Below are 19,391 nucleotides of genomic sequence, written 5' to 3'. Positions count from 1 at the left end.
AGGGCGGGGGAGGGGCGGCATGCCCGCCTTCCCGTTATTTCCTGGATACCTGGAGGGAGACGGACACGTCCTTCGCCGCGTCGCCCACCATTTTAATCTCGCCCCTGCCGGGGATGGACACCGACCAGTCCGTATGGCCGGACAGGTCGAGGCAGGAGCCGTCGTCCCCGACGAGTACAAGCTTGAACCGGCCTTCGCCCGCGTCCGCCTGCGCCAAGATGGCGAGCGAGCCGCCCTTCCCTTCCCACAGGGTTTGGACGCCGCTGAAGGTGCGCGCCGTAACCTTGGCGGTATACACGCCGTCCTGCTCGCGCTCCTGCGTGGCGATGCCGATCGCCGTGTGCGAGGAATGGGAGGCGATCCAGGCCTCGTCGTCAAACTTGTCGCCGATGCCCGAGGACGCGGCGTTTGCAATGGAAAAGGCGAGCGCCAGTGCCAGCGCGACGGCCGCGATGCAGGCCGCGCCGACGATGCCCCAAAACCAGGGCTTTTTATAAAATGGGCGCATAAGTTCCCTCCGTGACTCAAAAAAAGTTGGGCGGGGCGGCGCGCTCAGCGCAGGCTGGGATCCAGGACTTCAATCTCCGCCGCCTCGTAGAGCGCGTCCGTATAGCGTTCGAGATAACGGTCGAAGCCCTCCGGGGCGCCATCGCTTGCCGTGGCGGGCTGCTGTGCATATTCAGCCTGGAGGCCGGCGGCCAGCTTGTCGTAAAGCAGCATCTCCCGCGCGGAATCGCGCATCGACGCCTTGTATTCGTCCATCGTCATCCCCCGGCCGGACAGATACGCCTCAAATTGCGCTTTAACCGTTTCGTCCTGTTCCAGCAGGGCAAAGCTGTCCGAAATGTAGCCGTCCAGCTCCTCGTCCGTGACGGTATAGCCCGCGTCGATGGCGGCCTGCACCAGCAGCCGCTGGCGGATCAGCTTGTCCAATACCTCCCGGTCGGTGAAGCTGCCAAGGGCATTGCTTAGGCCGTCCCGGTAAATTTGGTAGGACGTCCGGGAAATGGGGTCGCCGTCCACAAGGGCGACGGCGCCGCCGTCGGCTTTGGATAGGGTCTCCGCGGCTTGCCGCCCCATCTGGAAAAAATTCACGCCCCCGCCAGCTGAGGCAGTTATTAGCAGAAGCACAACGGTGAAGCCGAAAAGTATTGTACCAGAAAGTAATTTTTTAATGTTGAAGTGAAATTTTGTTTTCATAATATATATCCTCCTAATATCTGCCTTCACAAAGCCGTATCTGCTAAGTTTAGGAACACCTTAGGGAAATGGAATCATTGAATGATACAGCTAAAGCTTCTGGGCAGTAAAGACTAAAATTAGCTTTTGCATATGAAGGATTGGTGTTAATGGTAGCGACACTTGTACCTGTTGCAGATTCATAACCATACCAGCTTGGATCAATCATACTATCCTTGTCTGGAGACATGGTAGCACTTTTTATAAATGTATTTGAAGAATCATAATAATTAGCGGTATGGCTATTGATAACTTTTAAAGTAGCTATTAAAGAACTCCAATTTTTTGCATAAGCATAACTTTGGTGATTGGTATATTTGATAGAACTGGAAGTGGGGGTATAAATTTCAGTGTACCCATAATAAAAGTCAACACCAAGCGGCCAAACGCCAGCATCGTTAGTAACTAGAAAAATGGGACCTTCATTTTTAACATAGGATGATTTTTCTGCTGAAACTCCTCCTACTAATAAAGAGCAGGCAATCATTGTTGCACAAATATAGCAAATTATTTTTTTAATTGTCATGTTAAATAGCCTCCCCATAAGAGATAATTAAAAGATGCACCTTTTAATAAAATATAGCACTATAGGGATATATTGTCAATACAGGATATTTAATCAATAAAAATGGCGGGACGTGTGTCCCGCCAGGTAGCGTTGCCGCGAAGGGGGTCAGGTCAGGCTGTCGTACAACTGCTCGTACTGCTTGGCCGAGGCCGCCCAGGAGAAATCCTTCTCCATGGCGCGCTTGACCATCTGATCCCAGGACGGGCGGCTGTCGTAATAGACCTGCTCGGCGCTGAAAATGGTGTTGAGCATCTCGTCCGCGTTGTAGTTGGCGAAGGAGAAGCCGGTGCCGGTTTCCTCGTACTGGTTGTAAGGCTCGACCGTGTCGCGCAGGCCGCCGGTCTCGCGCACGATGGGCAGCGTGCCGTAGCGCATCGAAATGAGCTGCGTCAGGCCGCAAGGCTCGAAATTCGACGGCATCAGCATCGCGTCGGCGGCCGCGTACAGCTTGTGCGCGCGCTCGTCGTTAAAGTAGATGTTGGCCGAGACCTTGTCCTTGCGCGTCCACTCATAGTGGCGGAACATGTTTTCGTAGCGCGCGTCGCCCGTGCCGATGACGACGAACTGCACCGCCGAGGCGAGCAGGCGGTCCATCACATAGGCCACAAGGTCAAGCCCCTTCTGGTCGGTCAGGCGGGTGATCATGGCGAGCATCATGGCGCCGGGGTCCTCGGGCAGGCCGAGCTCGCGCTGGAGGGCGGCCTTTGCCGTGGCCTTGCCGCGCTTGAAGTTGTTGACGTTGTACGGGATGGGCAGGTGCGGGTCGGTTTCCGGGTTGTAGATGTCCACGTCGATGCCGTTGACGATGCCGGAGAGGGAGCCCGCCTTGGCGCGCAGCAGGCCGTCCAGCCCCTCGCCGTAGTAGGGCATCTTGATCTCGTCCGCGTAGGAGCGGCTGACCGTCGTGATGCGGTCGGCGTAGACCAGGCCGCCCTTGAGCATGTTCGCGTCCTTTTTGAACTCCAGGCGGTCCGGCGTGAAGGTATCGCGCGGCAGGCCGGTGTAAAGCTGGAAGGTCGGGATATCCCACACGCCCTGGAAGCGCAGGTTGTGGATGGTCATGACCGTGCGGATGCCGCCGAAGAACGGGTTCGGCTTGAACAGCGTGTGCAGGAAGACCGGCACAAGCCCCGCCTGCCAGTCGTGGCAGTGGATGATGTCGGGATGGAAGCCGATGACCGGCAGCACGGCCAGCGCGGCCTTGGAGAAAAAGCAGAACTTTTCAATATCCCAGTGCAGGTCGCCATAGGGCTTGTCCGCGCGGAAATAGTGCTCGTTGTCGATGAAATAATAGGTGATGCCGTCCAGCTCCATGCTCATCACGCCGACATACACCTCGCCGAGATGGCCGAGGTCCATGTAGAAATGGTGCACATAGTGGAACTGGCTGCGGAACTTGTCCGGGATACAGGTGTAATCCGGGAGGATGACGCGCACGTCGTACTTGGATTTGTCGAGCGCCTTGGGCAGCGCGCCGACCACATCGGCGAGCCCGCCGGTTTTGATAAAAGGAACGCATTCAGACGCCACAAATAAGATGTTTTTCATAGTAATCCTCCTCCGTGCAGCGCATTTTGTGAAATGAAAAGGCTGCCACCGCGCGGCGGTGGGCTTCCAGTTCTTTCATTAAGTATAACGCATTTTCCAGCGTTATGAAAGTGCAAAAGCCAAAAAAGTGGGTGGCAAAAACCGNCGCCGAGCGCCATCACGTCGTTCAGCGCGACGGCCGCGTCAAAGCGCGCGCCGTCCCGCAGCAGCCCAGACGTGCGTTCGTAAGCGCAGGCGCGGTCCCAGCCCGCCGCGGCTTCCGTGATGGAAGGCGACCAGCCGTCGGCCTTCAGGCGGCTGCGGAAGGCCTCCTCGGCGGCGCGGCTGGCGTCGCCCAGCCCGGTGAGCAGCAGGACGTCCACCTGGCGCGGCGCGCCGCCGGAGGGAGTTGCCGGGAAGCGCCTTTCAAGCAGTTCGGCCAGCGCCTCCCCGCGCGCGCTGTCCACCGTGCCGACATAAAGGCAGCGGTTTGCCGCGAGCACCGTCCCGTCGTACACGGGGGTGTTGACAAATATGAGGGGGACGTCGCCCGCCGCCTGTGCAAGCCCCGGCGCGAGGTTGCAATCCACAAGGGTGACGGCGATCACGCCATACCCGCCGGCCGCGCAGGCCGCGACCTGCTCAAACTGGGTATCCGCGCAGTAGGCGGCGTCGAAGCGCACCGGCTCCAGCCCATAGCCCCGCGCGGCGTCCTCCATGGCGGCGCAAAGGCCGGCCTCCCAGGGGTCGGACAGGCTGCCCATGCACAGGGCGGCCTTGGGGGGCGCGTCCCCGGGCGCGGCCTGCACCGCCGGGGACAGGGACAGCAGCGCCGCGAGCAGGGCGGCAAGCATTTCCTTCATGGCGAAACCCTCTTTCCGGTATGTAAAATGTTAGGATGCCTTTGCTTCCAGTATAGCCCCGCCGCCATGCCGCCGCAAGCGGCAAAACGGACAAAAAAACGCCGGACGGGTAGGCCGTCCGGCGCGCGGGGGCGGGAGGTTACCCGCCCTTTTTGAGGTCGTAATAGAAGATGTACTGCTGCACCGCGCCGAGCATNCCGCCTCGGGCACGCCCGCGAGCGCGTCCGGGGACGGAAAGGCGGAAAGGCCGCCGCCGAGGGGCGCGCCGTATGCGCCGCACAGGCCGCCGATGCTGCGGGTGATGCGCGTGATGTTGTTGTTCTGCGAAATGAGGAAGCTGACCATGACCTCCCACAAGTCCTGCCGCAGGATGCGCACGCCCCCGCCGTACCGCGCCGCCGCGCACAGGTAAGCGTCCGCGGGGTCGATCGAGGCCTTCAGGCCGTCGTAATCGGTGTCAAGGTCGAAATAGCCGCGCCAGACGGCTTCCCATTCGTCCGGCGTGCAGGAGAGGGAGAAGCGCGTGCCCGCCTGCCGGATATGCAGGCGGCGGCCGAAGGCGGGGATTGCCCAGCCGCCGTCCGCGAGCGGCCTCCAGGTGAAGCACTGGCCGGAGGCTGCGACCTGGGCGAGGTCAAGGCTCGTGGCCGTCGTTTCAAACATGGCTATTTGTAAGCGCCCATGCGCAGGGCGATCAGGCGCAGCGTGTCGCGCAGCACGTCCGCATCCGTCACGTCGATGAACAGCCAGCGGCCGCCCATGCCGGATTTGGTGTTCTGGTACAGCTCGCGCGCGTAGCGGGTGCAGCCCGCGAGCAGCGCCTCGGCCTCTGGCTGCAGCGCGTCCCCAATGACAACCATGCAGGAGAAAAAGCCGCCGTTCGGGTAAAGGGTGCAAATTGCCTTGCCGCCCTTTTTGTACTTGACGTTCCAGCCGGGCGCCATGCCGCAGCGGCTGTGCTCGATTTTGGGGCGCACGCCGTAGGCCGACTCGACCTCACGGCACAGGCCGTCCCACAGCGGGCTGCCGATGAAGGCGGAAATCTGCTCCATCGTCGGGGTCAGGCTGAACGGGAATGCGGTGTTCCAATCCATCTGGGTTACCTCCTGCAAGTATTTTTTGTTCCGAAACCTATTTAAAGCATACCATAAACCGCCGCGCAAGTCGATGCCGGATTGCGGAAAAAATGCGCGGCCTGGCCGGCCGGGCATAAAAAACGCCGGGGCAAAGCGGACTTTGCCCCGGCGTGGTAGGGGATAAGGGACTTGAACCCTTACGGATTATCTCCATAGGAACCTAAATCCTACATGTCTACCAATTCCATCAATCCCCCATGGCGTACGGCGCAGCCGTAACCCGCTACAGTATACCATCTGCGGCGGGCGGTTGTCAATGCGCGGCCGGGGTTGCAATTTGGGCGCGCGCGTAGTAGCATAAGAGCGTATCGCCCCGCGATTGCGGTTTTTACCTATATCCAAACGCCCCCTAATATGGTACAATGACAATAACCGTACGCCGTGCGGCGGCAAACCGCCGGCGGCCTTGGGACAGGGAGGCCTTGGGATGGGATTCTGGATTTTTATGCTGGCGTGCAACCTGGTGGTCCCGGCGCTGCTGCTGGGCTTTGGGCAGCTCCTCGCCGCACATCCGCCGGCAAAAATAAACGGCCTATACGGGTACCGCACCCGCCGGTCGATGCAGGGCGAGGCGCAATGGCGCTTCGCGCAGCAGTACTGCGGCCGCCTGTGGCGGCGCATCGGGCTGTGCCTGCTGCCCGTATCCCTGCTGGCTTCCGTGTGCATGCGGGGGCTGGGCGACGGCGGGACCGCTGCGGCCTCGCTGGTGCTGGAAGGCGTGCAGGTCGCCTGCCTGCTCGGCTCCATCTACCCCGTGGAACGCGCGCTGCGCCGCCGGTTCGGGGATGGGAAGCCCTGACGCGCGCCTGTCATGATTTAGATTACCAGCCCTGCGGCGCGGCCGCGGGGCATGCGGAGGGAATATGAAGAACACTGCGAAATTCTGCGCGCTGCTGCTGGCGTCCCTGCTGCTGAGCGGCTGCGTGTTCCAATCGGGCGACGACCTGCTGCGCGCCCCGCAGCCGTCGAAAAACTATGTCGCGCTGCAAAGCGAGCTGAAATCGATCGCGGATACGACCGGCGTGGTCACGGCTGCGCCCAAGTCCGGCAGCAACCGCAATTCCGTCCAGCTTGTCGACCTGGACAACGACGGCGAGGACGAGGCGGTCTCCTTCTTCCAGGACAGCAAGAAGGTCGGCCAGTTTACCGTATACGTACACAAGAAGATCGGCGATAAATATATCAAGACCGGCCAGATCACGGGCACGGGCACGGCCATCGAATCGGTCGACTACCCGGTGTTTACGCCGGACGGCCGCCGCGGCATCGTCATCGCCTGGCAGATCGCGGGCGAGGGCAGCACGGCGCTGACCGCCTGCGCCTTCGAGGGGCTGAAGGTCTACAGCGTGCTCGAGACCGAGTACACGATGTTCGACCTGTTCGACCTGGACGGCGACGGCGCGACCGAGCTTGTCACCTTTCAAATCGACCCGCAGGGCGGGCGTAAGGCCGCGCGGCTGTACCATTACGACGACGGCGCGCTGCCGCTCGTCGGGGAAACCCAGATGTCGCCGGAGGCGCGCAGCATCGTGCGCGTCACGAGCGGCTACGCGGCGGGCAACCGCCCGGCGGTGTACGCGGAGGAAAAGAACGAGAGCGGCATCGGCCTGATGACGGACATCTTCGTGTATGACGAGGCGGCGGGCTTCACCAACATCGCGCTCGCCGGGGCGCAGGGCGCGCCCGTGACGACGTTCCGCCCGGTCTCGGTCTACGCGACCGATATCAACGGCGACGGCATCACCGAGATCCCGCGCGCCACCCTGACCGCGGGCGCGGCGGACGGCGCGGCGGACGCGCAGTATTTCCTGGACTGGTACGCCTACGGGGCCGAGGAGCCGCAGATGGTGCGCTCGACCTACTATAACCAGGTCGAGGAATGGATGTTCACCATCCCCGAGGCCTGGCACGGCGCAGTGGCCGTCACGCGGGGCACCTCCATGGGCGGGATGGCGTTCACCACGTTTGAGCAGTATAACCCCACGGGGGACAATATCCCCGTGCTGCGGGTTTACTATATTACCAGCGATATCCGGGACATCCTCGCGGACAACGAGGGCATGATCCGGCTGCACGAGACGGACAGCGCGGTCTATGCCGCGCGCATCCCCGACGAGGCCGCCGGCAACCCGCTTGCGCTGCCGCAGGATGAAATCGAGCGCCGGTTCTCCATGATTACGCAGGACTGGGGCAGATAATTGGCAAACAGCCGGGAGGGAGCATTATGAAACGTAAGGTTTTGGTCCTGGAGGACGAGGAAAATATCAGGAGCTTTGTGGTGATCAACCTCAAGCGCGCGGGGTACGAGATTGTCGAGGCCGGCACCGGCGAGGAGGCGCTCGAAAAGTTCGAGCAGAACCCGGACGTCGCGGTCGCGATCCTGGACGTGATGCTGCCCGGCATCGACGGGTACGAGGTCTGCCGCACCATGCGCGCCAAGGGCTACGGCGCGGGCGTGATCATGCTGACCGCGCGCGTGCAGGAGACGGACAAGGTGACCGGCCTGATGACCGGCGCGGACGACTATGTGACCAAGCCGTTTTCGGTCGTCGAGCTGACCGCGCGCGTCGACGCGCTGTTCCGCCGCGTCTCCGGCAGCCCGTTCGCGGAGGAGGACACCGTGAAGTCCGGGCCGTTCAAGCTCAACCTGCGCGCCAGGGAGCTGCACAAGAACGGCGCCAAGGTCGAGCTGACGCAGATCGAGTACGGCCTTTTGCGCACCTTTATGCAGAACATCGGCAAGGCGCTGTCCCGCGATGACCTGCTCGAGATGGTCTGGGGGCACCATTATGTGGGCGAACTCAAGATCGTGGACGTCAATATCCGCCGCCTGCGCATCAAAATCGAGGACGACCCGGCGAACCCGCAGTATATTGTGACGGTGCGCGGGTTCGGCTACATGTGGGCGGGCTGACCGCATCAAAAGGGGAAAGGCATTTAGAAATCTATGAAATACCGAAAAAAGCAGGCGGAGCGGGGGAAGCCGGCCCAGGAGGTCCGCGTACAGCATTCGCCGGGCGGCCTCAAGGGGCGCTGGATGATCAACTCCCTGTCCTTTGTCGTGTGTATCCTGGCGGCCGTCATCATCTTCGTGTCCATGGGCATCTCGAGCTACTATTACTCGAACCTGCGCGGCAACCTGGTCACGCGCGCCTCGGAAACCGCGGGCGTGTTCAAGAAATACTGGACCAACAGCGAGGAGCAGTTTATCTCCATGGCCGACCAGCACGTGGCCGACTTCAAGGAGAAGGACAAGCTGGAGCTGCAGTTCATCGACCGCTACGGCCGGGTGTTCTGCTCGTCCTCCGGCCTCGCGACCGACTCCATCCCCGGCACGAGCGACGTCGAGCGCGCCATGGGGGACAAGGCGATCAGCGTCTTTACCGGCGAGGACCCGCAGACCGGCGAGCGCGTGATGAGCGTCAGCGCGCCGCTGACGACAAACCACGGCGAGCTGATCGGCGCGGTGCGCTACATCACCTCGCTCGAGCTGGCGGAGCGGCAGATCGCGATCGTCATCCTGCTGTCCATCGTTGCGAGCCTGGTATTCCTGGTGCTGGTCGTCGCGTCCAACCGCTACTTTATCAAATCCATCGTGGAACCGGTTATGAAAATCAACGTGATCGCGGGGGAGATCGCTGCGGGCCGTTACGGCATGCGCCTGCAAAAGGTGTATGACGACGAGATCGGCGAGCTGTGCGACACGATCAACTATATGTCCGACGAGATCAGCCGCGCCGAGCGCATGAAGAACGACTTCATCTCCTCGGTATCGCACGAGCTGCGCACGCCGCTGACCGCCATCGCGGGCTGGAGCGAGACCCTGATCGCCGGCGGCGCGCAGGACCGCGAGGAGACCATGCAGGGGCTGGAGATCATCCAGAAGGAGAGCCGCCGCCTGACCCAGATGGTCGAGGAGCTGCTCGATTTCTCCCGCATCGAAAGCGGGCGCATGAAGCTGGAGGTCGGGCCGTTCGACGTTTCGATCGAGCTTTACGAGGCCATCTACATGTATGAAAACCTGCTCGAGGACGCGGGCATCCAGGTTGCCTACCACAAGGAGGAAGGCAGCTACTTCATCAGCGGCGACCGGCACCGCATTAAGCAGGTGTTCCTGAACGTGCTGGACAACGCCGCGAAATACGGCAAGTCGGGCGGCCGCATCGAGATCAGCCTGCGCCGCGAGGCCGGCAACGTCGTCGTGTGCGTGCGCGACTGGGGCGCGGGCATCCCGGAAGCCGAGCTTCCGTTCGTCAAGGAGAAATTCTACAAGGGCAGCTCCAAGCAGCGCGGCAGCGGCATCGGCCTGGCCGTGACGGACGAGATCGTCACGCTGCACGGCGGCGCGCTCGATATCCGCAGCCGCGTCGGCGAAGGCACCGCCGTTTACATCACCCTGCCCGCGCTGGAGGCGCATACCGCCATGGGCGTTGAGGGCATCACGGAACCTACAGAGGAGACTGAAGAATGAACCACCAGGACGGGGCGCAGCCGTGCCCCATGAAAAAAACCACGATCGGCGGGCAGGCGATTATCGAGGGCATCGTCATGAAGGGCCCGCGCAAATCCTCCACCGTCGTGCGCAAATCGGACGGCGAGCTGGTCATCCGTGACAAGGACGCGGCGCCGCTGACCGAAAAAAGCAAGGTATTCGGCTGGCCGGTCGTGCGCGGCATGGTGACCCTGTTCATGGCGCTCAAGGACGGCATGGAGGCCATCAACTACTCCGCGCAGTTTTTCGACGACGAGGAGGACGCGGGCGAGCCGTCCAAATTCGAGCAGTGGCTGGAAAAGTGCCTGGGCTCGCAGAAGCTGGAGAAGCTCGTAATGGGCTTTGCCACCGTGGTCGGCATCGCGCTGCCCGTGGCGCTCTTTATCCTGCTGCCGACCTTCCTGGCGGGCTTCCTGCCGGAGGGCGTGCACTCCGTCGTGCGCAACCTGATCGAGGGCGCGGTGCGCGTGATCATTTTCCTGTGCTTCATGTGGGGCGTATCCCATATGAAGGACATCCGCCGCACCTTTGAATACCACGGCGCGGAGCATAAGACGATCTTCTGCTACGAGGCCGGGGAGGAGCTGACGGTCGAGAACGTGCGCCGGCAGGGGCGGTTCCACCCGCGCTGCGGCACGAGCTTCCTGTTCGTCGTGATCATCATCGCCACGCTGGTGTCCTCGCTCGTGTTTGCGTTTATCCAGCCGACCAACCCGTTTGTGCGCGCGCTGCTGCATTTGCTGCTGCTGCCGCTCGTGGTCGGCCTGTCCTATGAGGTCAACCGCTACGCGGGGCGCAAGGACAACACGCTGACCAGGGCTTTGCGCTGGCCGGGGCTGAAGCTCCAGCGCCTGACCGTGTTCGAGCCGGACGACAGCATGATCGAGGTTGCGATCGAGGCCATGCGGCGCGTCATCCCGGACGACGGGTCGGACAACTGGTAAAAGGGCTGCCGGGAACAAGCCCCCGGCAGCCGCCCGGCATATGCCCGGGCGGCTGCCAGGGATTGCGCTGTGGCGCGGGGGCTTTGACGCCGGGGGATACAGGTTTTAACCGCTGGGTGAGGGATATGACAGAAACGATCAACGACTTATATATGCAGCTGCGCCGCCGGTTCAAGGATGCGGACATCCCGATGCCCGCGCTGGAGGCGCGGGAGCTGACCGCGGCCGCGGCCGCGGTCGACAAACGGCAGACCGCGAACTGGGGCTACATCTACCTGACCGAGGGCACGATCGCCCGCGCGGAGGCGCTGGCGCGCCGCCGCCTTGCCGGGGAGCCGCTGGCCTACCTGCTGGGGGAATGGGATTTCTACGGCCTGACCTTTAAGGTCACGCCGGACGTGCTGATCCCCCGGTCGGATACCGAGCGGCTGTGCGAGCTTGCCATCGCGCGGGTGCAGACGGGGATGGAGCCCCGCGTGCTCGACCTGTGCTGCGGCTCGGGCTGTATCGGGATCGCCCTGCTCAAAAATGTGGACGACGCGCGCGTCGTATCCGTGGACATCTCCGAGGAGGCGCTCGCGGTGACGCGGGAAAACGCCTTCCGCTGCGGGGTGAGCGCCCGGCATATCGCGCTGCGCGCCGACGCGCTCGCGCCGCCGGACGAGCGGCTCGGCCGTTTCCACCTGATCGTCTGCAACCCGCCCTACATCACGGCGGAGGAGATGCGCGGCCTCGACCGCGGCGTGCGCGATTACGAGCCTGTGCTCGCGCTGTACGGCGGGGACGACGGGCTGGACTTTTACCGCAACATCGCCGCGCATTGGAAGGACGCCCTGCTGCCGGGCGGCGCGCTCCTGTTTGAGTGCGGCTACCGGCAGTATACGCAGGTCGCCGGCGTCCTGGAAGAGTACGGCTGGACGGATATTGACATCCAGGAGGACCTTTCGGGCGTGCTGCGCATCGTCGGCGCGACCCGCCCGCCCGGACCGGAAGGGCACGAGCCGCTTGAATAGGCATCCCTGTACACGCCCGTCCAAACAGCGGGCGTGTAAAATTATCCGAACATATGTTGCAATTTTTTGCGCCATGCGATATAATGGACGCAAACGCACCGGCGTGCGCGGCCATGGCCGGCATGTTTCCCGGCCGCGTCCGGAAACACGATGGGCATGCGGGGAGAAGCCCCGCGCGCCTGCAAATTGGAGGGAAAATCATGGCTACCAAAAAGCATATAGAGCCGGTTGCGCCGGCCACGGATAAAAAGGCCGCGCTGGAAAAGGCGCTGGCCGGGCTGGAGAAGCAGTACGGCAAGGGCGCGGTCATGCGCCTGGGCGAAAACACCGGCATGAACGTCGACCATATCCCGACCGGCTCGATCGGGCTGGATACCGCGCTGGGCATCGGCGGCCTGCCGCGCGGCCGTATCGTGGAGATTTACGGGCCGGAATCCTCGGGCAAGACGACTGTCGCGCTGCACGTCGTCGCGCAGGCGCAGAAGATGGGCGGCGAGGCCGCGTTCATCGACGCCGAGCACGCGCTCGACCCGGTTTACGCCAAGGCGCTGGGCGTCGACATCGACAGCCTGCTGGTGTCCCAGCCGGACACCGGCGAGCAGGGGCTGGAAATCGCCGAGGCGCTGGTGCGCTCGGGCGCGATCGATATCGTAGTCGTCGACTCGGTCGCCGCGCTCGTGCCGCGCGCGGAGATCGAGGGCGAAATGGGCGACGCGTTCGTCGGCCTCCACGCCCGTATGATGAGCCAGGCGATGCGCAAGCTGGCGGGCTCCATCGCGAAGAGCCAGTGCGTCGCGATCTTCATCAACCAGCTCCGCGAGAAGGTCGGCGTCATGTACGGCAGCCCCGAGGTGACGACGGGCGGCCGCGCGCTCAAGTTCTACGCTTCCGTGCGCATCGACGTGCGCCGCACCGAGCACCTCAAGAACGGCACCGAGCTGATCGGCAGCCATACGCGCTGCAAGGTCGTCAAGAACAAGGTCGCGCCGCCGTTCAAGGAGGCGGAATTCGATATTATGTACGGCGAGGGCATCTCCTTCACCGGCGAGCTGGTCGACCTCGGCGTCAAATACGGCATGGTGCAGAAATCTGGCGCGTGGTTCTCCATGGGCGAGACCCGCCNGGGGCGCTGCGGGACAAGCTGCTCGCCGCCGGTATCCCGGAGGACGCGGCGGACTGGGCGGTGGCCTGGATGCAGGAACGCGGCCTGCTCGACGACGCGGCCTATGCCGCCGGCGTGCGGCGCTCCTATGAGCGGCGCGGCTACGGCGAGCTGCGCATCCGGCAGGAACTGCGCCGCCGCGGCGTCGGCACGGAAACCGCGGAGAGCGCGCTGGACGAATACGAGGCCGACCTCGGCCGCATGTCCGCGCTGCTGGACAAGCGCCTGCACGGCGACCTGTCCGACCGCAAGGAAGTGCAGAAGGCCGTGGCCGCGTTGCAGCGGCGCGGCTACCGGTGGGACGATATCCGCGCCGCGCTCAAGGCATACGGCGCGCAGATCGACGACGATTTCAGCTAGCGGCGCACGGCCGCGCATAACGGGGGGTAAGTATGGGACTGATCCGCAAATACGGGCTGCTGGCCGCGGTGGCCGCCGCGCCGGTGGTGCTGTTCGGCTTCCCGCAGGCCGCGCACTGGCTTCGATATTTCCATGTCGTGTGCATCGTTGCGTCCACGTTCGTCGGCCGCAGCTTTGTGGGCGAGGGCGACGTGCGGGGCTGGGCGCTACAGACCGGCGCGCTGCTCGCGCACGCGGCCTGCCTGGTCCTGGAGGGCACCGCCTTCCGGGGGCTGATGGGGTAGCGCGGGGCGCGCCTTTTCCGGGGGGACGGCCCCCGGTGAATTTTTAGAAGGAGAAATGCGTGTGAATACCAAAATCGGACTGATCTCGCTCGGCTGCGCCAAAAACCTGGTGGACAGCGAGCACATGCTCGCGCTGCTGCGCGCGCAGGGCTGCGAGGTCGTGGAGGATATGGCGGAGGCAGAGGTCGCCATCGTCAACACCTGCGGCTTTATCGAGGCCGCCAAGCAGGAGGCGATCGATACGATCCTCGAAACCGCGCAATATAAGGAGGGCGGCAAGCTGCGCGGCCTTGTGGTGACCGGCTGCCTGGCCGAGCGCTACCGCGGCGAGATCGCAAAGGAACTGCCGGAGGTGGACGCGGTGCTCGGTACCGGTAGCTATGAGGATATCGCCGACGCGGTGCGCGAGGTGCTCGCGGGACACAAGGCCGCCTACTTCAGGGATGCGGCAGCCGCCGCGCTCGAGGGCGGCCGCAGCCGCCTGACCCCGTCCTATACGGCGTATTTCAAGATCGCGGAGGGCTGCTCCAACCAGTGCGCCTACTGCATCATCCCCAAGCTGCGCGGCAAGTACCGCAGCCGCGAATTTGACGCGCTGCTCGCGGAGGCGCGCCAGCTTTCGGACGCGGGGGTCAAGGAACTGATCGTCATCGCGCAGGACATCACGAAATACGGCCTCGACCTGCCCGCGCGCCGCCGCCTGCTGCCGGAACTGCTCCGGGAGCTGTGCAAGATGGATTTCACCTGGGTGCGGCTGCACTACCTCTACCCCGACCAGATTACGGACGAGCTGGTCGAGGTCATCGCGGGCGAGCCCAAGATCGTCAAATACCTCGACATCCCGCTCCAGCACGTGTCAAAGCGCATCCTGCGCGCGATGCACCGCCCGGGCGGGCGCGAGGAGTTTACGCAGCTCATCGGCATGCTGCGCGGACGCATCCCCGGCCTGACGCTGCGCACGAGCCTGATTGTCGGCCTGCCCGGCGAGACCGAGGAGGAATTTGCCGAGCTGTGCGGGTTCCTGCAGGACGTGGGCATCGAGCGGGTCGGCGTGTTCGAGTTTTCGCCCGAGGAGGGCACGGAGGCCGCGGAGCTTCCCGGCCAGATCGACGGGGAGACCAAGGCGCGCCGCCGCCTGATTGTCGAGGAGCTGCAGTCCAACGTGATCGACGACTTCAACCTGTCGCGGATGCACCAGACGCTGGACGTGCTCACCGAAGGCTACGACGGCGACGAGGGGCTGTACTATGGCCGCTCCTACGCCGATTCGGTCGAGGTGGACGGCAAAATCTTTTTCGCATCCGAAACGGCGGTGGAACCCGGCGCGTTTGTGCGCGTGCGCATTGACGACAGCCTGGGCGCCGACCTGCTCGGCGTGCGCGTGGAGGGGTAAGGCCATGACAACTGCAAACAAAATCACGATGGTGCGCATCGCGATGATCCCGTTTTTTGTATTCTTTGCGCTGCAATCCACGGCGGGCTTCCTGGTGACGGCGCTCGTGCTGTTCTGCGTGGCGTCGTTCACCGACTTCCTGGACGGGTATGTCGCGCGCAAGTACAACCAGGTCACGGATTTCGGCAAATTCGTCGACCCGCTGGCGGACAAGCTGCTGGTGACGGCGGCGCTGCTCATTTTCATCGAAAAGGGGATTTTCCCGGCGTGGATGGTGTTTATCGTGCTCGCGCGCGAGTTCATCATCACCTCGCTGCGCAACGTCGCAGCGGCCAAGGGGCGCGTCCTCGCGGCGACCTGGACGGGCAAGGTCAAGACCTGCGTACAGATTGCGGGCATCATCATCGACTTCCTGTTCCTGATCGCGGTGGGCGGGGGCGACTTTAACGCCGCCGCGGCGGCCGTGATCGGCGGCGCGGACGGCCCGACGGCCATCCTGATCGGGCACGGCGCCGCGGTGATACCGCTGGCCGTGGCCTGGGCCGTGACGCTCGTCACGCTCTATTCCGGCTGGGACTACCTGCGCAAAAACTGGGATCTGATCCGTGAGGGCGCGAGCCGCCCGAAGGCATAGCAGCATGGGGGCAAACCGCGCGGTTTGCCCCCATGCTTTTCCCGCCCCCGCCGCGCGAGCCATAAAATGACCGAGGAGATGACGGACATGAAAAAATTAGCGGCTCTTTGCCTGGCCATCCTCGCCGCCGCCTGCCTGACGGCCTGCCGGGACGGCGACGGTAAACTGTCCATTGCGATGGAAATGGACGGCAACTACCAGCCGGAAGACCCGTTTGTCAACGCGCGCCTGTTTTGCGTGCGCAAGGACGCCGCGGCGCTGGATGCGGAAGGCGCCTTCGAGATGGAGGGGGACAGCGCCCTTGTCGAAATTAAGGACAAGCAGGCGGACGAGGTTTTGTGGAGCCGGGCTTGGGAAGGCGCTACCGCGCGTGAAACCTTCGACATCCCGCTGCGCGACATGGAGGCCGGGAAGGAATACGTCATAGGGTTCACCGGGACGGGGATCGAACACGCGCTGGTGTCGGTCGCCTTTGACGGCGGCCTCGTCGAGGAACGGGCGCGACCGGAAAGTAAGTAGGCGCGCCCCGCCTTGATTCCGGAAAAAGCATCATAATCGGATTGGAGGTGCAACGCCATGAAGTGCCCCTATTGCCAAGAAGAAATGCTGCTGGGGTATATCCCGAATGGGGGGCAGCCGGTGCAATGGATCCCGGAAGGGGGCAAGCCGTCCCTATTTTCTTTTTCGGTTGCAGAAAAGGGGATCCCCCTGATGAACCGGTTCAAACCGCTGAAGGTGAATGGGTATCAGGCGCAAGCGCATTACTGTCCCAAATGCAAAGTGGTCATTGCGCCGACAAAAGAATCATGATTCGCCCCCGCAAGGGCTGGTAAAATCCGGTTTGCCAGGCAGCCGGCCTTTTTAGATGGCTTCTTTTATTTCCTGCCTATGGGGAAGGAAGGCCGGACCGGCAGGCCGCCGATACTTGCCCGGCATGGCGGATAACCGCCGCGCGGGTTGACAATCGGCACGTTTTTGCGGTATACTGGCCTTACATTGTGATATCCTAGGTATGCAGCGACCGGGAAGAGTACCCGATACGCCTCCGCGAAAGAGACGCGCCCCCTTGGCTGAAAGGGCGCGGCGATGGGGCGTGCGGCGAAGTGCGCCCGCGAGCATCGGGGGCAACGCCCCGCGTTTTGCGCCGCGTTAAGGCGTTTCGAGCGAAAAAACGGAGTGGAACCGCGACAGTATGCCGCCTCCCGGGACAAAAACACCCGGGGGCGGCTTTTTTGCGGCAGGGGGGACGGCATGTTCGGGATTTTACGGTTTTTCGCGCTTCTCGTGCTGCTTGCCGCGCTGACGGTGGGGTTATACTATTCCCAGCCGTCGGAGAGCATGGCGGGCTACGTGCGGGCGCGGCGGCAGAAGGTGCTGCGCCGGCACCCGGTATACGGCCACATGGGCAGCAGCAGCGGCGTGCCGATCCCGGTGTTCGAGATCGCCGTGGCGGGGGACGCGCAGCCCGCGCCCCGCTGGTTCCCCTGCTCGCAGCGCGCATACCACAGCGTGCGGGAGGGCTGCGCCTACCGGTTCCTGCTGCGGGGCGGGCGCATTGTCCGCGCCGTGCCGCGCGCGGCAAAACCGTAATCGGGCGCGCATTGGCGCACGCCGTGGTATAAGATGTTTTTTCAGCAGACGGAAGGGGGACACTTATGCAGATCGGGGAGGGCGCGGGGTATATCCTGCTCCTGGCGGCCATCGCCGCAGGGTTCGCCTTTTTGTGCCTGCGCCCGCCGCGCGAGGTGCACGGCAGGGTGGTCAAGCGCCGCACCACCTACCACGAATCCTTCGACCGCTACCGGGGGCGCACCGCCACGCCGCACTTTACCGTCGATATCGAACCGGACGGCGGCGGCCGCATCCGCACCTATACCTGTGACGGCCGGTGGAAGGATGCGCTGCACGAGGGGACGGCCTATACGCTGCTGGTGCGGGGCGGTACGGTCGTCGGCGTGAAGCACGGCAAGCCCGCCCACGGGCGTAAACAACGCAAAAAATAAATTGAAACATAGATTTAGGAGGAAATTATGAAGCTTTTCAACACACTGACCCGCCAGAAGGACGAATTTGTCCCGATCACCCCGGGCGAGGTCAAAATGTATTCCTGCGGGCCGACCGTCTATAACTTTTTCCATGTCGGCAACGCGCGCCCCTTCATCGTGTTCGACCTGCTGCGCCGTTACTTCGAGTACCGCGGCTACAAGGTCGAGTTCGTCCAGAACTTCACCGATATCGACGACAAGGTGATCGCCAAGGCGAACGAGGAGGGCGTGACCTACGACGTGATCGCCGACCGCTATATTAAGGAGTACTATGTCGACGCGGAAGGCCTCGGCATCCGCCGCGCGACGCTCCACCCGCGCGCGACCGAGACCATGGACGCGATCATCGGCATCATCCAGAAGCTGATCGACAAGGGGCACGCCTATGCCGCGCCGAACGGCGACGTGTACTTCCGCACCAAGAGCGACCCGGAATACGGCAAGCTGTGCCACCAGCCCCTCGAGGACCTGCAGGCCGGCGCGCGCATCTCGGTCGGCGAGCAGAAGGAGGACCCGATGGATTTCGCGGTCTGGAAAGCCGCCAAGCCGGGCGAGCCGTCCTGGGATGCGCCCTGGGGCAAGGGGCGCCCGGGCTGGCACATCGAGTGCTCGGCAATGGTCAATAAGTACCTCGGCCAGACGATCGACATCCACGGCGGCGGCCTTGACCTGACCTTCCCGCACCACGAGAACGAGATCGCCCAGTCGGAATGCGCGAACGGCTGCACCTTTGCCAACTACTGGGTGCACAACGGCTTCCTGACGATCGACAACGAGAAGATGTCCAAATCCAAGGGCAACTTCTTCATGGTGCGCGAGGCCGCGCAGGCCTTTGGCTACGAGACGATCCGCATGTTCATGCTGTCCGCGCACTACCGCACGCCGCTCAACTATTCCGAAGAGTCTCTGCGCATGAACAAGGCCTCGCTCGAGCGCCTGTACGAGGCGCGGAACAATATGGAGTTCCGCATCAGCAAGGCGCCGGACGGCGGGATGTCCCCGGAAGAGGCGGAAAAGCTGGCGGCGCTCGGCGCGTACAAGCAGAAGTTCATCGACGCGATGGACGACGACCTCAACACGGCGGACGCGCTGTCCGCGGTCTTCGAGCTGACGCGCGAGGTCAACGGCTATATGGCCGCCCACCAGGACGCGACGGCGGCGTTCCTGACCGCCGCGCACGCGCTCTTTATGGAGCTGACCGGCGTGCTCGGCATCGCGCAGCGGCGCGAGGAAGCCGCCGACCCGGACGCGGAGAAGATCGAGGCGCTGATCGCGCAGCGCGCGGCGGCGAAGAAGAACAAGGACTTTGCCGAAGCCGACCGCATCCGCGACGAGCTGGCCGGCATGGGCGTGACAATTAAGGATACAAGGCAAGGCACCCAATGGAGCCGCGCATAATCTTGCACAAAAAGGGGGAGGGATTTTTTCCGTCCCCCTTTTCCCGTTTGGCCTTGCGGATTGCGGCGGCAGGGTGTATACTCCTTTTTATAAACAGTTTTTAAAATAGATTTAAAAAGAAAGGCGGGGAGGCAATGGACGCGGTTTCGATCCGTGAGATGAACGTGCAGCTTGTCCGCCGTGCGCTGGCGGACGGCAGGCCGCGCACCAAGACCGCGCTTGCGCGGGAGACCGGCCTGAGCTTCCCGACAGTCAGCCATATGGTGGATGTGCTGGTCGGCGCGGGCGAACTGGCCGAGCGGGGGCTTTGCGCCTCGACCGGCGGGCGCGCGG

General features: G+C 63.2%; 22 protein-coding genes, 1 tRNA gene and 2 pseudogenes. 17 read left to right on the top strand and 8 right to left on the bottom strand.

Translation table 11 applies throughout. From position 1 onward, the window contains the following. Positions 1–34 precede the first annotated feature (34 nt). The 8 genes from CZ203_RS05325 to CZ203_RS05295 all read right to left on the bottom strand — a co-directional run bounded on the left by CZ203_RS05325 (position 35) and on the right by CZ203_RS05295 (position 5,530). Positions 35–508, bottom strand: coding sequence for a hypothetical protein (locus CZ203_RS05325; RefSeq protein ID WP_087065124.1), 474 nt, complete (start codon positions 506–508; stop codon positions 35–37). A gap of 44 nt (positions 509–552) precedes the next feature. Then, a complete protein-coding gene (locus tag CZ203_RS05320) occupies positions 553–1,200 on the bottom strand; it encodes a SurA N-terminal domain-containing protein (protein ID WP_087065123.1) in 648 nt (215 codons plus the stop codon). Between the two features lie 49 nt (positions 1,201–1,249). Beyond that, positions 1,250–1,765: a hypothetical protein gene (locus CZ203_RS14190; protein ID WP_143436139.1), complete on the bottom strand. Its 516-nt coding sequence runs from the start codon at positions 1,763–1,765 to the stop codon at positions 1,250–1,252. 147 nt (positions 1,766–1,912) lie between these two features. After that, positions 1,913–3,355: a glycogen synthase GlgA gene (gene glgA, locus CZ203_RS05315; protein ID WP_087065122.1), complete on the bottom strand. Its 1,443-nt coding sequence runs from the start codon at positions 3,353–3,355 to the stop codon at positions 1,913–1,915. After that, the gene (locus CZ203_RS05310) at positions 3,352–4,098 is read right to left on the bottom strand and encodes a substrate-binding domain-containing protein (protein WP_456236190.1); all 747 of its coding nucleotides are present in this window, start codon (positions 4,096–4,098) and stop codon (positions 3,352–3,354) included. The genes glgA and CZ203_RS05310 overlap by 4 nt, the downstream gene beginning before the upstream one ends. 129 nt (positions 4,099–4,227) lie before the next feature. Further along, entirely contained in the window at positions 4,228–4,860 is a 633-nt protein-coding gene (locus CZ203_RS05305) for a DNA glycosylase (RefSeq protein ID WP_087065120.1), read from the bottom strand. 2 nt (positions 4,861–4,862) lie between these two features. Further along, complete coding sequence (locus CZ203_RS05300; protein WP_087065119.1) at positions 4,863–5,291, bottom strand: DUF3788 domain-containing protein; 429 nt, start codon at positions 5,289–5,291, stop codon at positions 4,863–4,865. Positions 5,292–5,444: 153 nt separating this feature from the next. Further along, positions 5,445–5,530: transfer RNA gene (locus tag CZ203_RS05295), tRNA-Leu, on the bottom strand. 230 nt (positions 5,531–5,760) lie between these two features. Here CZ203_RS05295 and CZ203_RS05290 point away from each other — a divergent pair. The 17 genes and pseudogenes from CZ203_RS05290 to CZ203_RS14585 all read left to right on the top strand — a co-directional run. Further along, a complete protein-coding gene (locus CZ203_RS05290; protein ID WP_087065118.1) occupies positions 5,761–6,132 on the top strand; it encodes an SdpI family protein in 372 nt (123 codons plus the stop codon). Between the two features lie 64 nt (positions 6,133–6,196). Continuing rightward, the gene (locus CZ203_RS05285; protein ID WP_087065117.1) at positions 6,197–7,531 is read left to right on the top strand and encodes a hypothetical protein; all 1,335 of its coding nucleotides are present in this window, start codon (positions 6,197–6,199) and stop codon (positions 7,529–7,531) included. Positions 7,532–7,557: 26 nt separating this feature from the next. Further along, entirely contained in the window at positions 7,558–8,247 is a 690-nt protein-coding gene (locus CZ203_RS05280; RefSeq protein WP_087065116.1) for a response regulator transcription factor, read from the top strand. 33 nt (positions 8,248–8,280) lie between these two features. Beyond that, on the top strand, positions 8,281–9,804 hold the full coding sequence (locus CZ203_RS05275; protein WP_087065115.1) for a sensor histidine kinase: 1,524 nt from the start codon (positions 8,281–8,283) through the stop codon (positions 9,802–9,804). Beyond that, the gene (locus tag CZ203_RS05270) at positions 9,801–10,769 is read left to right on the top strand and encodes a DUF1385 domain-containing protein (RefSeq protein ID WP_087065114.1); all 969 of its coding nucleotides are present in this window, start codon (positions 9,801–9,803) and stop codon (positions 10,767–10,769) included. Before CZ203_RS05275 ends, CZ203_RS05270 begins: the two co-directional genes overlap by 4 nt. Before the next feature lie 125 nt (positions 10,770–10,894). Then, positions 10,895–11,782: a peptide chain release factor N(5)-glutamine methyltransferase gene (gene prmC, locus CZ203_RS05265; protein ID WP_087065113.1), complete on the top strand. Its 888-nt coding sequence runs from the start codon at positions 10,895–10,897 to the stop codon at positions 11,780–11,782. A gap of 200 nt (positions 11,783–11,982) precedes the next feature. Next, a pseudogene (gene recA, locus CZ203_RS05260) lies at positions 11,983–12,912 on the top strand (recombinase RecA); the annotation flags it as partial. Between the two features lie 62 nt (positions 12,913–12,974). Continuing rightward, a complete protein-coding gene (locus tag CZ203_RS05255) occupies positions 12,975–13,304 on the top strand; it encodes a regulatory protein RecX (protein ID WP_235847468.1) in 330 nt (109 codons plus the stop codon). A 32-nt stretch (positions 13,305–13,336) separates the two neighbouring features. Beyond that, the gene (locus CZ203_RS14590) at positions 13,337–13,588 is read left to right on the top strand and encodes a hypothetical protein (RefSeq protein ID WP_087065111.1); all 252 of its coding nucleotides are present in this window, start codon (positions 13,337–13,339) and stop codon (positions 13,586–13,588) included. 61 nt (positions 13,589–13,649) lie between these two features. Further along, on the top strand, positions 13,650–14,981 hold the full coding sequence (gene rimO, locus CZ203_RS05245; RefSeq protein ID WP_407927706.1) for a 30S ribosomal protein S12 methylthiotransferase RimO: 1,332 nt from the start codon (positions 13,650–13,652) through the stop codon (positions 14,979–14,981). Positions 14,982–14,985: 4 nt separating this feature from the next. Further along, the gene (pgsA, locus tag CZ203_RS05240) at positions 14,986–15,615 is read left to right on the top strand and encodes a CDP-diacylglycerol--glycerol-3-phosphate 3-phosphatidyltransferase (protein ID WP_087065109.1); all 630 of its coding nucleotides are present in this window, start codon (positions 14,986–14,988) and stop codon (positions 15,613–15,615) included. A gap of 87 nt (positions 15,616–15,702) precedes the next feature. Continuing rightward, positions 15,703–16,134 carry a DUF4624 family lipoprotein gene (locus CZ203_RS05235; protein ID WP_235847464.1) on the top strand — a complete coding sequence of 144 codons (432 nt, stop codon included), beginning with the start codon at positions 15,703–15,705 and terminating at the stop codon, positions 16,132–16,134. Positions 16,135–16,191: 57 nt separating this feature from the next. After that, the gene (locus CZ203_RS05230; RefSeq protein ID WP_087065108.1) at positions 16,192–16,425 is read left to right on the top strand and encodes a PF20097 family protein; all 234 of its coding nucleotides are present in this window, start codon (positions 16,192–16,194) and stop codon (positions 16,423–16,425) included. Between the two features lie 441 nt (positions 16,426–16,866). After that, positions 16,867–17,205 (top strand): hypothetical protein, encoded by a 339-nt coding sequence (locus CZ203_RS05225; RefSeq protein WP_087065107.1) that lies wholly within the window; start codon positions 16,867–16,869, stop codon positions 17,203–17,205. Positions 17,206–17,270: 65 nt separating this feature from the next. Next, positions 17,271–17,618 carry a hypothetical protein gene (locus CZ203_RS05220; RefSeq protein ID WP_087065106.1) on the top strand — a complete coding sequence of 116 codons (348 nt, stop codon included), beginning with the start codon at positions 17,271–17,273 and terminating at the stop codon, positions 17,616–17,618. Positions 17,619–17,645: 27 nt separating this feature from the next. Continuing rightward, positions 17,646–19,058 (top strand): cysteine--tRNA ligase, encoded by a 1,413-nt coding sequence (gene cysS / locus CZ203_RS05215; RefSeq protein ID WP_087065105.1) that lies wholly within the window; start codon positions 17,646–17,648, stop codon positions 19,056–19,058. 134 nt (positions 19,059–19,192) lie between these two features. Beyond that, positions 19,193–19,391, top strand: a pseudogene (locus CZ203_RS14585) (transcriptional regulator); the annotation flags it as partial.

Origin of the sequence: Intestinibacillus massiliensis, from assembly GCF_900155735.1 — a bacterium.
In the GTDB taxonomy this organism is placed as follows: Bacteria; Bacillota; Clostridia; order Oscillospirales; family Butyricicoccaceae; genus Intestinibacillus; species Intestinibacillus massiliensis.
Note: the sequence above shows the minus strand (reverse complement) of the source record. Positions and strands in the feature narration are given on the sequence as shown.

Coding starts and splice junctions, on each gene's coding strand:
- CZ203_RS05325 (WP_087065124.1), bottom strand. CDS start 508: ATGCGCCCATTTTATAAAAAGCCCTGGTTTTGGGGCATCGTCGGCGCG.
- CZ203_RS05320 (WP_087065123.1), bottom strand. CDS start 1,200: ATGAAAACAAAATTTCACTTCAACATTAAAAAATTACTTTCTGGTACA.
- CZ203_RS14190 (WP_143436139.1), bottom strand. CDS start 1,765: ATGACAATTAAAAAAATAATTTGCTATATTTGTGCAACAATGATTGCC.
- glgA (WP_087065122.1), bottom strand. CDS start 3,355: ATGAAAAACATCTTATTTGTGGCGTCTGAATGCGTTCCTTTTATCAAA.
- CZ203_RS05300 (WP_087065119.1), bottom strand. CDS start 5,291: ATGGATTGGAACACCGCATTCCCGTTCAGCCTGACCCCGACGATGGAG.
- CZ203_RS05290 (WP_087065118.1), top strand. CDS start 5,761: ATGGGATTCTGGATTTTTATGCTGGCGTGCAACCTGGTGGTCCCGGCG.
- CZ203_RS05285 (WP_087065117.1), top strand. CDS start 6,197: ATGAAGAACACTGCGAAATTCTGCGCGCTGCTGCTGGCGTCCCTGCTG.
- CZ203_RS05280 (WP_087065116.1), top strand. CDS start 7,558: ATGAAACGTAAGGTTTTGGTCCTGGAGGACGAGGAAAATATCAGGAGC.
- CZ203_RS05275 (WP_087065115.1), top strand. CDS start 8,281: ATGAAATACCGAAAAAAGCAGGCGGAGCGGGGGAAGCCGGCCCAGGAG.
- CZ203_RS05270 (WP_087065114.1), top strand. CDS start 9,801: ATGAACCACCAGGACGGGGCGCAGCCGTGCCCCATGAAAAAAACCACG.
- prmC (WP_087065113.1), top strand. CDS start 10,895: ATGACAGAAACGATCAACGACTTATATATGCAGCTGCGCCGCCGGTTC.
- CZ203_RS05255 (WP_235847468.1), top strand. CDS start 12,975: ATGCAGGAACGCGGCCTGCTCGACGACGCGGCCTATGCCGCCGGCGTG.
- CZ203_RS14590 (WP_087065111.1), top strand. CDS start 13,337: ATGGGACTGATCCGCAAATACGGGCTGCTGGCCGCGGTGGCCGCCGCG.
- pgsA (WP_087065109.1), top strand. CDS start 14,986: ATGACAACTGCAAACAAAATCACGATGGTGCGCATCGCGATGATCCCG.
- CZ203_RS05235 (WP_235847464.1), top strand. CDS start 15,703: ATGAAAAAATTAGCGGCTCTTTGCCTGGCCATCCTCGCCGCCGCCTGC.
- CZ203_RS05230 (WP_087065108.1), top strand. CDS start 16,192: ATGAAGTGCCCCTATTGCCAAGAAGAAATGCTGCTGGGGTATATCCCG.
- CZ203_RS05225 (WP_087065107.1), top strand. CDS start 16,867: ATGTTCGGGATTTTACGGTTTTTCGCGCTTCTCGTGCTGCTTGCCGCG.
- CZ203_RS05220 (WP_087065106.1), top strand. CDS start 17,271: ATGCAGATCGGGGAGGGCGCGGGGTATATCCTGCTCCTGGCGGCCATC.
- cysS (WP_087065105.1), top strand. CDS start 17,646: ATGAAGCTTTTCAACACACTGACCCGCCAGAAGGACGAATTTGTCCCG.